At 72.5% G+C, this 14,428-nt stretch carries 12 protein-coding genes; 10 read left to right on the forward strand and 2 right to left on the reverse strand.

What is annotated here, in order from left to right; genetic code table 11:
* Positions 1 to 295: 295 nt before the first annotated feature.
* A complete protein-coding gene (locus BCD49_RS40660; protein WP_007517959.1) occupies positions 296 to 598 on the forward strand; it encodes an antibiotic biosynthesis monooxygenase in 303 nt (100 codons plus the stop codon).
* 172 nt (positions 599 to 770) lie between these two features.
* On the opposite strand, the gene BCD49_RS15850 is transcribed toward BCD49_RS40660, so the two are convergent.
* Positions 771 to 1,409 (reverse strand): TetR/AcrR family transcriptional regulator, encoded by a 639-nt coding sequence (locus tag BCD49_RS15850; protein ID WP_071041619.1) that lies wholly within the window; start codon positions 1,407 to 1,409, stop codon positions 771 to 773.
* Between the two features lie 163 nt (positions 1,410 to 1,572).
* On the opposite strand from BCD49_RS15850, the gene BCD49_RS15855 reads away from it, so the two are divergent.
* From BCD49_RS15855 to BCD49_RS15890, 8 genes are all read left to right on the forward strand, one after another.
* Positions 1,573 to 2,628 (forward strand): zinc-binding dehydrogenase, encoded by a 1,056-nt coding sequence (locus BCD49_RS15855; protein ID WP_007517963.1) that lies wholly within the window; start codon positions 1,573 to 1,575, stop codon positions 2,626 to 2,628.
* Positions 2,625 to 3,197, forward strand: coding sequence for a nuclear transport factor 2 family protein (locus BCD49_RS15860; RefSeq protein ID WP_007517965.1), 573 nt, complete (start codon positions 2,625 to 2,627; stop codon positions 3,195 to 3,197). The genes BCD49_RS15855 and BCD49_RS15860 overlap by 4 nt, the downstream gene beginning before the upstream one ends.
* Before the next feature lie 43 nt (positions 3,198 to 3,240).
* Positions 3,241 to 4,083 carry an NAD(P)-dependent oxidoreductase gene (locus BCD49_RS15865; protein WP_007517967.1) on the forward strand — a complete coding sequence of 281 codons (843 nt, stop codon included), beginning with the start codon at positions 3,241 to 3,243 and terminating at the stop codon, positions 4,081 to 4,083.
* Positions 4,084 to 4,168: 85 nt separating this feature from the next.
* Positions 4,169 to 4,978, forward strand: a complete 810-nt coding sequence (locus BCD49_RS15870; protein ID WP_007517969.1) for an NAD(P)-dependent oxidoreductase — start codon at positions 4,169 to 4,171, stop codon at positions 4,976 to 4,978.
* Between the two features lie 66 nt (positions 4,979 to 5,044).
* Complete coding sequence (locus BCD49_RS15875) at positions 5,045 to 5,941, forward strand: sugar phosphate isomerase/epimerase family protein (protein WP_007517971.1); 897 nt, start codon at positions 5,045 to 5,047, stop codon at positions 5,939 to 5,941.
* The gene (locus BCD49_RS15880) at positions 5,934 to 6,776 is read left to right on the forward strand and encodes an SDR family NAD(P)-dependent oxidoreductase (protein WP_007517972.1); all 843 of its coding nucleotides are present in this window, start codon (positions 5,934 to 5,936) and stop codon (positions 6,774 to 6,776) included. The genes BCD49_RS15875 and BCD49_RS15880 overlap by 8 nt, the downstream gene beginning before the upstream one ends.
* 890 nt (positions 6,777 to 7,666) lie before the next feature.
* Complete coding sequence (locus tag BCD49_RS15885; protein ID WP_083401477.1) at positions 7,667 to 10,417, forward strand: AMP-binding protein; 2,751 nt, start codon at positions 7,667 to 7,669, stop codon at positions 10,415 to 10,417.
* A 99-nt stretch (positions 10,418 to 10,516) separates the two neighbouring features.
* Complete coding sequence (locus BCD49_RS15890; protein WP_232794297.1) at positions 10,517 to 11,710, forward strand: alpha-hydroxy acid oxidase; 1,194 nt, start codon at positions 10,517 to 10,519, stop codon at positions 11,708 to 11,710.
* On the opposite strand, the gene BCD49_RS15895 is transcribed toward BCD49_RS15890, so the two are convergent.
* Positions 11,679 to 12,485: a methyltransferase domain-containing protein gene (locus BCD49_RS15895; protein ID WP_035928355.1), complete on the reverse strand. Its 807-nt coding sequence runs from the start codon at positions 12,483 to 12,485 to the stop codon at positions 11,679 to 11,681. The two genes, BCD49_RS15890 and BCD49_RS15895, sit on opposite strands and share 32 nt — an antisense overlap.
* A gap of 220 nt (positions 12,486 to 12,705) precedes the next feature.
* On the opposite strand from BCD49_RS15895, the gene BCD49_RS15900 reads away from it, so the two are divergent.
* Positions 12,706 to 14,388, forward strand: coding sequence for an AMP-binding protein (locus BCD49_RS15900; RefSeq protein WP_007517979.1), 1,683 nt, complete (start codon positions 12,706 to 12,708; stop codon positions 14,386 to 14,388).
* Positions 14,389 to 14,428: the final 40 nt, after the last annotated feature.

The raw sequence follows: 14,428 nt of genomic DNA on the forward strand, positions 1-14,428 counted from the left end.
AGCACCCGCGACCAGCGCGGGCGACCAGGTGTCGTGCCGGAACATGGCTCTCATGGTGGCCGGCCAAGGAAGGGCTGGCGAATGCTTTTCCGCGCGGCGCGGAGCGGCGCCGTCTGACGACGGTTGACCAGGCGACCAACCACTGCCCGCCCTGCCTGGGCACCGCTCCGTTCTGCGGTGACCGGTTTCTCCCTCCTGGTCATCCAGCGGACCACCGCGGACGAATAGGTGGTGCGGGCGAGCGAAAACGGGGCTCACCCGATCGCCGAAGTGACAATCTGTCGAGGGGAAGAGCATGTCAGTAACGGTGATCGTGAAGTTTGCTGTCGACCCGGCCAAGTTCGAGGCGGTCGTCCGGGAGCGGGCCGGGGACTTCGAGGCAGTCGCCACCGAGGGCAAGGCGGCGGGAGGGCTGCACCACCGGTTCGTCGTCGGAGACGGCGAGGTTCTGGCGATCGACGAATGGGAGAGCGTCGAGGCCTTCCAGGGGTTCTTCGCCAGTCAGGCAACAATCCCGGCGCTGATGGAGGCCGCCGGCGTGCAGGGGCCGCCGCAGGTCTCCGTCTACCAGTCCCTGGCCACTGTCGACGCGTTCTAACGGGCTAGGCCCACCCGCTGCCAGCGGCGGACAGCCTTCCGCCGCTGGCAGCGGCTCCGGCAAGCGGCACCGGCACCGGCACCGGCACCGGCACCGGCACCGGATGTTGACGGGAGCGTCCGGCATCGCGCCGGCCGCCGAACAACAACGGCCGATGTTCTCGTAGGCGGAGTCACGCCGGCTGGCCGCCGGGGTCGAGGGTGCTGTGGCTGGCCTGGGGCTGCAACAGCCGGAGGATCATCTCGACGGTGCGCTCGAGGGGGCGGCGCCTGGCGGTCACGGTGGCCAGCAGCGTGCGGGTCAGGATCGCGCCGAGGAGCATGTCGAAGACGTCGTCGGGGTCCACGGTCGGGTCGACGCTCCCGGGCGGCGCGGCACACAGGATGTCCTGGAACTGCGGGCGCGCCGAGACCCGCAGGTAGAACTCCGGCGGGCGCTGCCGGCTCGCGGTCTGATGGTGCGCGAGCAGGCCGGCCGCGGCCGCGCGGGACGCGGGCGCGTCGAACGCGGCCACGTAGGCACGGACGAAGCGGCGCAGGTCGCGGCGCAGGTCCCCCGTCGGTTGGACGCTGAGCGGGTTGAGGCCGGGGAACGTCGCCTCCTCGATCAGCTCGATCCGCGACCCCCAGCGGCGGTAGATGGCCGACGCGTGGACCCCGGAGTGCGCGGCGACCGCGTGGATCGTCGTCGCGTCGAAGCCACGCCGCACCAGCAGCTCGCGCGTGGCCGCGAGCGCTCGCTCGTCGATGCTCGCGTCACKGGGACGCCCCGGGCGGCGGCGGGGAGGCTCTGCCGGATCAGCGTCTGCCATGTCAGCGATCGTATGGGGCGCCGGCTCCCCACGACACCGCCTCGCCAAGTTTCAGGACAAGATCTTCTATAAAGTTTTAGGACGAACCCTTCTGTAACCAGCGGGTCGTCGCTACAGTCCCGTGACGGGGATGTGTCCTGGTCGCGAACGCGAGGAGAGGCCGATGCGAGCTGCGGTACTGCGGGGCGGGACGGTCGAGGCACGCGTCATCGACGACCCGGTCCCGGCGCGCGGGCAGATCCTGGTCCGGTCCCTGGCGTGCGGGATCTGCGCGTCGGACGTCCACTACATGGATCATCTGGAGTCGGGGGTCGACGACGACAGCGGGATGTCGACCTACGACCCCGACGTCGACATCGTCATGGGCCACGAGTACTGCGCCGAGGTCATCGACTACGGCCCGGATACCGAGCGGCGGATCCCCGTCGGGGCACGGGTGAGCTCACTGCCGGTGCTCGCCACCACCACCGGCCGCAAGATCATCGGGCAGAATCCCGAGTCGCCTGGCGGGTTCGGCGAGTACTTCCTGCTGGACGAGGCGATCACCCGGGTCGCGGTATCGGACCTCCCGAGCGAGGTCGTCTGCGTCGCCGACGCGATCTCGGTGGGATGGTCGGCCGCGTCCCGCGCCGCGGTGACGGCGAAGGAGGTGCCGCTCATCATCGGCTGCGGGGCGATCGCCCTGGCGGCGATCGCGCAGTTGCGGCGGTTGGGCGTGGGCCCGATCGTCGCGGTCGACTTCGTGGCGTCGCGGCGGGCGACGGCGCTGGCGATGGGCGCCGACGTGGTCGTCGATCCCGCCGAGATCTCGCCGTTCCAGGCGTGGCGGGACGTGGCCCACGGGTCGGCCGAGGCGACGAGGGAGATGCTGGCGCTGGCCAGCCTGCCGGGCTGCGTCGTGTTCGAGTGCGTCGGCGTCCCCGGCGTCCTCGACTCGATCATCAAGGGCTGCGAGCGGGGCACCCGGATCTTCTCCGTCGGCGGCCCGCCGGAGGGCGACCACCTGCACACCCTGACCGCCAAGCGGAAGGGCCTGAACATCCAGTTCGGCGGCGGCCCGTCGATGCAGCACTGGGACGAGGCCTTCGAGGCCGTGTGCTCGGGCAGCCTGGACGTCTCGCCGATGCTCGGCCAGGCCGTCGGGCTCGACGGGGTCGCCGACGCGCTCGCCGCGTCGCGCGACGCCCACGGGCCGGTCCGCATCATCGTCGTCCCATGAGCGAGATCGATGATCTTCGTGCCATGGTCGAGAAACTGGCGGCCAGGGTCCACGCGCTCGAGGACCAGGTCGAGATCATGCAGCTGGTCGCCCAGTACGGGCCCGCCGTCGACAGCGGTTCGGCGCAGGCCACGGCGGCACTCTGGACCGAGGACGGCACCTTCGACGCCGTCCCCCAGCTGCGGATGCGGGGCCGGGGCGACATCGTCGACATGGTCAACGGCGGCCACCAGAGCCTGATCCGCAACGGCTGCGGCCACGTGCTGACGGTGCCGCACATCGTGGTCGACGGCGACGAGGCGACCGGCCGCAGCTACGCCCTCAACATCCGCTGGGACGCCGACGCCGACCGGTTCTGGGTCGCCCGCGTCTCCGCGAACACCTGGCGCTGGGTACGAACTACGGAGGGCTGGCGCATCAGCGAGCGGGTCAACGCCAACCTCGACGGCACCCCCGAACACCGCGAGATGCTGGCACCACCCGCACCACCGGCGCCACCGGGCCCACCTGGGCCACCGCAACCGCCAGCCTCGGCCACGCCCGCCGCCGGCGGCCGGACGTCGGCCTGAGTCGGGGCCGCCCGGTGCCGACAGCACGATGCCTGGAGGATCAATGAAGATCGGATTCGTCGGGCCAGGCCGCATGGGCCGGCCGATACTCGACCGGCTGAGGGCGGCGGGCCACGACGTCACCGTCCTGGTCCGCCGCCCGGAGGCCAGGGCGGCGGCCGAGGCCGACGGGCTGACCTGGGCCGCGACGGTGCCGGCGACGGTCCGCGACGCCGACGCGGTGTTCGTCGTCGTGCTGACCGACGAGCAGGTCCGGTCGGTGTGCCTCGGCCCGCAGGGCGCCCTCGCGGCGATGAAGCCAGGTGCGACGCTCGTCCAGCACACGACCTCCGACCCCGCGACCGCCCGGCTGCTCGCCGAGGCGGGATCCGGCCACGGGGTCGGGGTGCTCGACGCCGCGCTCTCGGGCGGGCCGCACGACATCGCCGCGGGCAGGCTCACGCTCTGGGTCGGCGGCGACGAGGCCCTGCTGGACCGGATGCGCCCGGTGCTCGCCACGTACGCGTCGCCCGTCATGTTCGTCGGGCAGCTCGGCAACGGCCAGCGGGTGAAGCTCGTGAACAACGCGCTGTTCGTGGCGCAGGTGGGGCTCGCGATCGACGCGGTGCGCCTCGCGGGCTCGCTCGGGATCGAGGAGCAGGCGATCCTGGCGGCCCTGCAGCACGGCAGCGGAGCCAGCCGCGGCCTCGGTGTCGTCGCCAGCGGTGGCTCGGCCGACGCGGTCCCCGGCCGGATCGGGGACCTGATGCTCAAGGACATCACCGTGGTGCGCGAGGTCGCCCGCAGCGCCGGCGCGGACCTCGGGATCATCGGAACGGTCCTGTCGTCGGACGCCGTCGAGAAGAAGGTGCTCCGGCAGCCAGGCGCACCCGGCGGCACTCCCTGACCACGGCCGCGAGGATCGAGGTCGTCCCCAGGCGCGCAGCGGTCGGATGCCTCGGGGCGTCGAGAGCCACCACAAGGAGGGCACCGTGAAGGTTGGCTTCATCGGGCTAGGCAGCATGGGCCTGCCGATGGCGCAGCGGATCCAGGCCGAGGGCCACGACCTGACGCTTTATGCCCGGCGGTCGGCGTCGCTGGAGCCGTTCGCGGGCACCGGCGCCACCATCGCGGCGACACCGGCCGAGATGGGCGCGGCGGTCGAGGCCGTCGGCATCTGCGTCTTCGACGCGGCGGGTGTGGAAGAGGTGCTGTTCGGCCCGGACGGCCTCGCGGAGACACTCGAACCCGGATCGGTGGTGCTCGTGCACAGCACGGTGGCACCCGCGCAGATCCGGAAGATCGCCGAGCAGGCGGCGAAACACCGCCTGCGCGTCCTCGACGCGCCGGTGAGCGGCGGCGCCCCACGGGCGCTGACCGGCGAGCTGACCATCATGGTCGGCGGCGACGCCACGGCGCTGGCCGACGTCGCCGGCCTGATGTCGACACTGTCCAACCACGTCGTGCATCTCGGCGGGATCGGGGCCGGATCGCACGCGAAACTCATCAACAACACGCTGTTCTCGGCGCAGATCGCCCTCGCGGACGACGCGATGAGGGCGGGGGAATCGCTCGGCGTCGATCCGGCCGGCCTCGCGGCGGTCCTGGCGACGAGCAGCTCGGCGTGCGTGGCCTCCGGAGTGCGGCTGCGCGCCGGCTCCATCGCGGGCCTCGCGGCCTCGCCAGCCAACCTGACGCTCACCAAGGACGTCACGCTGATGGCGGACGTCCTCGGCGACGCCCCCGGAAGGGAACTCGTCGAGGTGGCGCGACGCTTCGTCGCCGCGATCCGGTCCGCCTGACCGCGAATCCACCTGACCGCGAACGGACACCGACAACGGCCGGACATCGCCTGGCTATGAGGTCTGATGGACACGGAACGCTTGGGAATAGAGCACCAGACCGTCTTCGGGCTGCCGCCGGTGGAGTTCGTCAACCTCACCGCCGACCTCGGCTGCCGTTACATAGCCGCCGTGCTCTCCGGGAACCCAGTCAACCCGCACGGCTATGCGTCATTCTCGCTGCGTGACGACCCGGCGCTGCGACGGCGGACGGCGGCCGCGCTGCGCGACCGCGACGTGTCGATCTCCCTCGCCGAGGGGTTCGTCGTCCGTCCCGGCAGCGACATGCGCGGTTACGCCGCCGATCTCGACCTGATGGCCGAGCTCGGCGTCGCGATGGTCAACACCGTGACGATGGACCCGGACCTCCCGCGCAGCCTGGACGAGTTCGGGGTGCTCGCCGAGCTGGCGGGCGAGCGAGGGATGCAGACGACGGTCGAGTTCGCCCCGTCACTGACAATCAAGGATCTTCCTGGCGCGTTGGCCGCGGTACGCCACGTCGCGCGCCCGAACTTCCGCCTGCTGATCGACACCATGCACCTGGTGCGTTCCGGGCACACTGCGGCGGACCTCGCGGCCGTCGACCCCGTGTTGATCGCCTATGCGCAGCTTAGCGATCACACGGTGCGCCAGCGCGGCTCGGTGTACCGCGAGGACTCGATCGACCGGATGGTGCCAGGTGAGGGCGAGCTGCCGCTGCGGGAGATCCTCGCCGCGCTCCCGCCGGGCATCGTGATCGGCCTCGAGGTTCCCATGCTGTCCCGAGCCCTGGCGGGCGAGTCGACCGAGGAACGGGCCCGCCGGTGTGTCGAGGGGGCGCGTGGCCTCCTGGCCCTGGCGTCCGCCGACCGAACCGCCGACCGCGGACCAATGCAGACCCACTGGGGCCGCTGGCCCCGAGAGACGAGGAGACACGATGGCTGACGCCGCGACGAACGACAGGTACGGGCCCTGGGGCATCGTGGCCGGCGGGTCCGACGGGATCGGGGCCGCGTTCGCCCACGAGATGGCCGCCAGAGGCCTGAACGTCGTGCTGGTCGCGCGGCGGGTCTCCGTGCTGGAGGCGTTCGCCGTCGAGGTCCGCGGGAAGCACGGTGTCGAGGTCCGCACCGTCGCGCTCGATCTCAGCGCCCCGGACGCCCTGGCGCGGCTCGCGACCGCGACGTCCGACGTCGAGGTGGGGCTGTTCGTCTACAACGCCGGCGGCGACGACTTCAGCATGCCCTTCCTCGACAAGGACCTCGACACCCACCTGAAGCTGATCCACCGCAACTGCGACAGCGTGCTCGAGGCCGCCTACCGCTTCGGCGGGCCGATGGTCGCGCGCGGGCGGGGAGGCGTCGTGCTCGTCACCTCGGGCGCGGCCTGGGCCGGCGGCGCCACGCTCGCCACCTACGGAGCCACCAAGGCGTTCGACCTCATCCTGGCCGAGGCGCTGTGGGCGGAATGGCGCTCTGGCGGGGTCGACGTCCTGAGCCTCGTGCTCGGCAAGACCGACACACCGTCGATGCGCCGGGTGTTCGACGCCAAGGGCGAGCCATACGGCGAGCTCGCCGACCCCGCGGACGTGGCCCGCCAGGCACTCGACCACCTCCCGGACGGGCCTACCTGGATCTTCGGCGCCCCCGAGCCGACCGGCGGCTCACCGTTCGGCGCGCTGCCTCGCCGCGACGCCGTGCTCGCGATGAGCCGCGGCGCCGCCACCGCCCACGCGGACGAGACGCACGCTTCGCCGGCGGCCGAAGACCGGCGTGGATGATCCGTACCGAGGCGAAGGTCGAGCAGGCGGCCCTCGGCACCCGAGGACGTCGCCTGGCCGCGGGCGCCGCCAGGCCGCGGTGGTGCCGCCGTCCCCCAGGTGGACCGTGCCGGTGAGGTAGTCGTGGTCCATCACGTGGCCGGATCGCTCAATGCGACCACTGTCGAACGCGGGCCACGGCGTAGACAGTGGTCGTCCGCGGGACGCTTCGTGTTCCTCCACCGCCGGCGAATGGGCCGGGGTCTCGCCGTCGCCCACAAACACCAGCTGGTTCGCGGCCCCGGGCCGCGTCGGGCCGGCAGGTGTTACCCCGCGGCTGGCGGCTCCCGCCGGCCGCGAATGGGCGGTCAAGCGCCCTGAAGGCGCGGGGGCTGGGATTCAGCGGACGTGTTCCGGCCAGCCTTCCCCGGTGCGCCATCATCGAAAGTTCGCACTCGGAACATTGACGGGCGCGTTCATGGAGGCGGCATCACCCGCTCAGCCCGGGGCCCATGTTCCGGTGATGGCACGACTGTCCCGGTGATGACACAACCACCGGTCGCCCGTCGCCGGCATCGACGCGTTGGGGCGAGTGGCCATCGTGGCAAAAGGTCCTCCCTGCGTCAAGCCAAAGGCAGTCACTGCTACATTGCGCTACCCGGATCCACCGCAAGCAGGGGCACAGCCGAGATCAAACGCCACCGGCCGCAACATCTCCATTCGCCCGGGTAACCCTACACTTACGTCAGGGTCAACCGGCGTTATGGGGCCGAACGCCTAAGGCAACCGTACATAGGTCAATGGCCCGACACCGACGCGGTTGGCCGGAGGCAAAGCCTTTCGTGTTAAATCCGGGGGGGACCTGAGCACGCGGTCACGGCTCTCATACCGAAGCCCGCCCGGGAGGCGTCATGGCAACACCGATGGTCCCTGGGTCCACGGACCGGGCTGACGTGTGGAAAGGCCAGGCCACCCCGGCTACGCCGGTGCCGCCACTGCATCCCGACGACCGGTTCGGCAACGTCATGGACCGGGTCCGCGCCGTCGCCGCGGCGTGCCCCGACCTGGTCGCCGTTCGCGACGAACACCGTGCCGTCACCTACACCCAGCTCGTCGCCTGGGCGGACGTCGTGGCGGACCGCGTCCTGCGGGAGCCCGCCGCGGCCGACCCCGACGCGCCGGTCGCTGTGCTCCTTCCCCACGACGCGAGCGGGATCGCCGCCGTCCTGGGTGTCATCGCGAGCGGCCGGCCCTGCGTGCCCCTCGACAGGATGCATCCCGCCGACCGCCTCGCCCAGATCGTGGGACTGGCTGGGGCCTCGGTGTGCGTCACCGGGCCGCCTGGCTCCGCCGAGGCGGGCACTGCCGCCGCGCTGACGGGGATCATGACCACCGTCGAGGTCGATGACAGTCCCGCCGCCGGTTGGTCCCCGGCGCTCGCCGACCGGGTGGCCTCGAGGGCGCCGCACCGGGCCGACACCGATCCGGCGGTGCTCATCTTCACCTCCGGGTCGACCGGAGTGCCGAAGGGTGTCCTGTGGCACCACCGCGCCCTGCTGGGTCAGCACTACGCCATTCAGGTGAAGGGCGTGATGCGGCCGGGTCCGGGCGACCGTCTGCCGCTCCTCCTGCCCTACTCCTTCATCTCGGGCATGAACCGCACGATCGGCCCGCTCGTCTTCGGCGCCACCATCGAGATGTACGACCCCCGGGTCCGCGGCGTCCGCGACCTGGCCGACTGGCTGCGCGCGATCCGGCCGGCCGGCCTCGTCRCCACCCCGGTACTGATCCGGACCGTGTTCGGCTGCCTCGATCCGGACGAGGTGCTCGACAGCATGCGGTTCGTCATGTCGGTCGGCGAGCCGATCTACGCCCGCGACATCGAACTGGCCCGCCACCACGTACCGACGACCGCGGCGTTCCTGGTCTCCTACGGCGCCTCGGAGCTCGGCACGACGACCTGCGACCCGATCTGGCCGGACGAGGTCCTCCCGGACGGCGTGATGCCGGCGGGGCGGCCGGTGGTCGACGTCCGCGTGCGGGTGGTCTCGCCGGACGGGGCCGAGATGCCGACGGGCGAGACGGGCGAGATCGTCGTGACAGGTCACTTCATCACGGGCAGCTACTGGCGTGCGCCTGAAGCGATCGCGTCGCGCTTCGGTGTCGGGCCGGACGGCACGCCGACCTACCGCACCGGGGACCTCGGACGCGTCGACGCCGGCGGTCAGCTCACCGTCGTCGGTCGCAACGACGCGGCTGTGAAGATCCGCGGTTACCTCGTCGAGCCGATCGAGATCGAGTCCGCCCTGCTGGCCAGCACGGACGTGCTCGAGGCCGTCGTCGTGGCCGACGCGGCCCAGGAGCGGACCCGCCTGGTCGCCTACGTCGTCCCGGCCGCGGGCGCCCGGGTCTCACCGGCGTCGATCAGGCGCCTGCTACGGGCCAAGCTGCCCTCCTACATGGTGCCGGCCACCGTCATGCTGGTCGCGGCGCTGCCGAGGACCGGTCGCGGCAAGGTCGACCGACTCAGCCTGCCCCCGGCCCCCGCCGGTCCGCGTCCGGGCCAGGACCCGCCCCGCGACCAGTGGGAGGAGGCCGTCGCCGGCGTGTGGGCCGTCGCCCTGCACCTCGACGACGTAGGCGTCCACGACGACTTCGTCGAGCTCGGCGGCGACTCCCTCATCGCCGAGGAGCTCCTGGCCAGGGTCACCGACGAGCTCGGGGTCCGGCTCCCCACCTCCACTGTCGCCGACGCCCCCACCGTCGCCGAATTCACCGCCCGGCTGCGCAACGTCGACACCGACACCCTGCGGCACCCCAGCGTCGTCCCGCTGCGCACCAGCGGCAGCGGCCGGCCGCTGTTCTGCTTCTGCGGCGCCGGTGGCCTCGCCGTCGGCATGCTCGGCTTCGCCCGCCACTTCGACGGCGACCGCCCCGTCTACGGAGTCCAGGCCCACGGCCTCGAGTACCGCGGCCTGCCTGACTGGTCGATCCAGGCGGCCGCCCGCCGCCACGCCCGCACCCTGCGCCTGCTACAGCCCACCGGCCCGTTCACCCTCGCGGGACACTCGTTCGGCGGGCTCGTCGCCTTCGAGACCGCGCGTCTGCTTACCGAGGCCGGCCAGGACGTCGACCTGCTCATCCTCATCGACAGCTTCCTGCCCGACACATCGGCCGGCGTCTTCGCGGGCGCAGTGCAGCCCTCGCGGCTTCCCGGCGGCCCGAGCACGGGCTCGCACCCCGCCCTGGCATCGGCATCGGACCAGGTCGAGGGTGCGGCCGCGGGCGGCCCGTCGCGCGCCGCGACGAGGGCCCGGGTCCTGCTCGACCGGGCCAGGCAGGCCGCCCAGCTCCCCCTGGCCGGCGTCGTCCAGTTMAAGGGCATGAACCAGTACGACGTCTTCTACAACCAGTCGCGGGTGCTGACCAGGTTGTACCGGCCCAGCCCCTGGAACGGGCGGGCTCTCGTCTACACGGCGGCCGCCTCGCCGCGGCGACGCACGGAGGCCTGGCGTCCGCTGCTGGCCAGCGACGCGACGTTCCGCACCGTCGGCGGCGACCACGACACCGTGCTGCGCGAACCCGTCGTGAGCGAGATCGCGGCCGACATCCGCGCGGTCCTCGCCAGCCTCGACAGCCTGGCCGGTTCCCCCGGGGCCTGAGCGGCCGCCTGCGGGGTGCCGCTCGAGTGACGACAATCCTGGCGACGGGGAGCACGCCATCCGTGACCAGCTGACCGCGAAAGGCCCGTGCTCGTGAGGATGCAGGACGCCATCAACGTCGAGGACTTCCGCGGGCTGGCGCGCCGCAGGCTTCCCCGGGCGGTGTTCGACGCCCTGGAGGGCGGAGCAGGCGACGAGGTGTCGCTGCGGCGCAATCGCGCCGCGTTCGACCGCATCGAGTTCCGCCCGCGGCCGCTCGCCGACGTCGCCAAGCGGGACCTGTCCACGACCGTGTTCGGCGAGCGACTGTCCATGCCGATCATGCTGGCGCCGACGGGCGCGAGCCGCCTCGCGCGGTCGGCCGCGGAGATCGCCGTCGCGCGGGCCGCGGCGCGGGCGGACGTCGTCTACATGCAGAGCACCGTCGCGGCCTTCCCCCTCGAGGACGTCGCCGCGAGCTCGACCGGTTCGCTCTGGTACCAGCTCTACCTGCCCCCCGACCGCGCCGAGCTCGGGGACCTCGTCCGGCGGATCGCGGCCGCGGGATACCGAGCCCTGGCCATCACCATCGACACGTCGATCCTGGGCAACCGCGAGCGGGACACACGCAACAGGCTCATGAGCCGGCCGCCGCGCCCCGGGATCGTGCTTCAGGGGGCCAGCAAGCCCGCCTGGACGGCCGACTTCCTGCGAGGCAAAGCCGACTACCTGCGCGGCAGGCTCGGTGCCGCCCGTTCCGACGGGCCGTCCCAGCTGAGCCTCGACCAGACCCGGAAGACGATCACGGCGGCGTCGGACTGCGTCACCTGGGAGGACGTCGAGCGGGTCCGGTCGCTGTGGAAGGGACCGCTCATCATCAAGGGCCTGATGCGCGGAGACGAGTGTGACCGGTTCGTCGAGCTGGGCGTGGACGGTGTCGTGGTCTCGAACCACGGCGGACGGCAGCTGGACGGCGTCCCCGCGACGATCGACATCCTGCCGGAGGTGGTCGACGCGGCGGCCGGCCGGCTCACGGTGTTCCTCGACGGAGGTGTCCGGCGCGGCAACGACGCGGCCAAGGCGCTGGCCCTGGGTGCCGCGGGCGTGTTCGTGGGCCGGCCGTACCTCTACGGCCTCGCCGCGGGCGGCGAGGCCGGCGTCGTGCGGATGATCGAGCTGCTGCGCGAGGAGCTTGACCGGGCAATGGCGCTGCTCGGCGCCGCGACCGTGGCGGACCTCGACCGCACCCTCGTCTCGGGCGCCCGCGTCCCCTTCCCGGTTGTCAGTTCGGCGGGCTGGTCGCCGTTGCCTTGAAGAAGGTGTAGTTGAAGGTGCCGTCGGGCTCGGTGGTGCGGTGCAGGGCACGTATGCCGGCCGCCCAGGTGGGGGCGTCGAGCAGTGCCTCGCCGACGGCCCGCTCGCCGACGCCCTCGACCATGGCGGTGAAGGTGCGCCGCGTGAAGCCGTCGACCAGGTGCGGGCGGCTGGCGTCGGCATAGACGACCCGCGGTGAGACCGCGACGTCGAGAAATCCAGCCTGGACCAGGAGCGGGTAGAGGCGCCGCCCGATCAGCCCGTCACCGCCGGCGCGCGCCTGCAGGTCGACCAGGCAGTCGATCGCCCGGCGCGCCGCCTCGCTGTCGGGGTGGAAGTAGGCCGAACCGTGGTCGCCCTCGATCACCGTGATCGAGCCGCCGGGGCGCAGCAGCCCGCACAGCGCCGCGAGCGCCCCGACCGGGTCCGCCAGGTGCTCCAGCACGAAGCAGACGAAGACGTGGTCGAACGACGCCCGCGGGAACGGCGCGTCGAACAGGTCGGCGCGCAGGAACCGCACGTTGGTCAGGCCCGCCCKGGTCACCCGTTCGCGGGCGACGGCGACCGACGTCGCCGAGATGTCGACGGACGTGAGGACGGCGTCCGGGCTGTTCGCCGCGAGGATGACCGTCTGCGCCCCGACCCCGCACCCGGCCTCCAGAACTCGACTTCCCGGCGGGTAGCGCGTGTCCGCGTGCAGCAGGTCGGTCAACGTCGCGGCCTGGTCGCCCAGCCGCGCGTGTTCCTGGTCCGAGTAGCCGTGGACGTACTCCATGGCCCGCACGATACGGCGCATCCGACGCCGGCCCCGAGCGTCTGACGGCCGGCCGACTCCCATCCGTCGCGCGGACCCAGGCGCCGTCTCGCCGCCGAGGCGCCGGGGCCGCGAGATTCCCGGTCAGACCAGTAGCGGGTGCCGATTCATCTAGATATCTTTTGCTCCGATGGCGGCGGCGGGGGCAAGCCGGCGGGGCAGCGGCGGAGGTGCGACGGGTATGACCGACAGTGATTGGTCCTTATCGGCGGTGCTCGACATCGTCACCGACGCCGCGCCCGGCCGGGAGATGCTGGTCTGGAACGACGTCCGGCGCACCTACGCCGAGGTGCGCGACCGCACCCGCCGGCTGGCCGCGTTCTTCCGGAAGCAGGGCCTCGACGCGCGGCGCGAGCGGTTCGAGCTGGGACGGTGGGAGTGCGGCCAGAGCCCCGTCGCGATCCTGCTGTCCAACTGCCCCGAGTACCTCGAGGCGATGATCGGGGCGTACCGGGCGCGGGCGGTGCCGTTCAACGTCAACCACCACTACAACGCCCGCGAGGTCGCCACGCTGCTCGACCAGGTCGGCGCCGAGGCGGTCGTCTACCACCGCCGGCTCGCGCCGCTGCTCGCCGCCGCCTCCGGTGCCGGTGCCGGTGCCGAGGGCATGGACGGCGCCGGTGCGGCGGCCGGCCGCCTGCTGGTCGACGTCGACGACGGCTCGGGAGTCGCGCCGCTGCCCGGTTCCATCCCCTTCGAGGCGGCCATCGCGGCCGCGGCCGACGCCGACCTCGACCAGCTGCCGATACCCTCACCCGACGATCTCTACCTGGTCTGCACCGGCGGCACCACCGGCCGGCCCAAGGGCGTGCTGTGGCGGCAGGCCGACGTCTACGTCGCCGCGATGGGCGGTTTCGAGGGCGCGACCGCCACCCGGATCTCGGCCATCGCCGCGTCCGGCCGAGGCGGCGTCTGGTTCGCGGCGCCACCGCTCATGCACGGCGCCGCGCAGTGGACCGCGTTCGCCGCGCTCGTCCTCGGCGCGACGCTGGTCCTGCACGACGACAGCGCGCCGTTCGACGCCCGAGCGATCCTCACCGTAGCCGAGCGCGAACGGGTCAGCCTGATGTCGATCGTCGGTGACGCCTACGCCCGCCCGCTGGTCGACGAGCTGCGCGCCCGGCCGTACGACCTGTCGGCGTTCGCGCGCCTGGCGACCGGCGGCGCGACGACCAGCGCCGCGCTCAAGCACACCTTGCTCGACCTGGTCCCGCACCTCACCGTGGTCGACGGCTACGGAGCGTCCGAGACCGGCGGGATGGCCTTCGGCAGTTCGACCAAGGACACCGAGACCCGCAAGTTCACCCTGTCGGCCGGCGGCGCGGTCCTGTCCTCGGACAGGACGCGGTTCCTCACGCCCGACGAGCCGGAGGTCGGGTGGACGGCGCGGGTCGGCCGGGTGCCGCTGGGCTACCTGGGCGACCCGGCCAGGACCGAGGAGACCTTTCCCGTCATCGACGGCGTCCGCGTCACCGTCCCCGGCGATCGGGCGCACTACGAGCCGGACGGCTCGGGCCGGATCGTCATGCTCGGCCGAGACGCGATGGTCGTCAACACCGGCGGCGAGAAGGTGTTCGTCGAGGAGGTCGAGGAGGCATTGCGCCTCCATCCCGGCATCCTCGACGCCCTGGTCGTCGGCCGGCCAAGCGTTCGGTTCGGCGAGGAGGTCGTCGCGCTCGTCCAGCCCCGCCCCGGCGTCGCGCTGTCCCCCAGCGAGGTCCGCGAGTACGCCGCCCGCTCCGTGGCCCGGTTCAAGGCCCCGCGCGCCGTCCTGCTGTGCGACCACATCGGCCGGCACCCGACCGGCAAGGCCGACTACACCTGGGCCCGCGAGGCCGCCCTCGGCGCCGAGCCGGCGACCTGACCCTCCCGTTCCACGCCCCCGCCGTTCTGGAACGGGGCAG

Source organism: Pseudofrankia sp. EUN1h (genome assembly GCF_001854645.1).
Taxonomy (GTDB): Bacteria; Actinomycetota; Actinomycetes; order Frankiales; family Frankiaceae; genus Pseudofrankia; species Pseudofrankia saprophytica.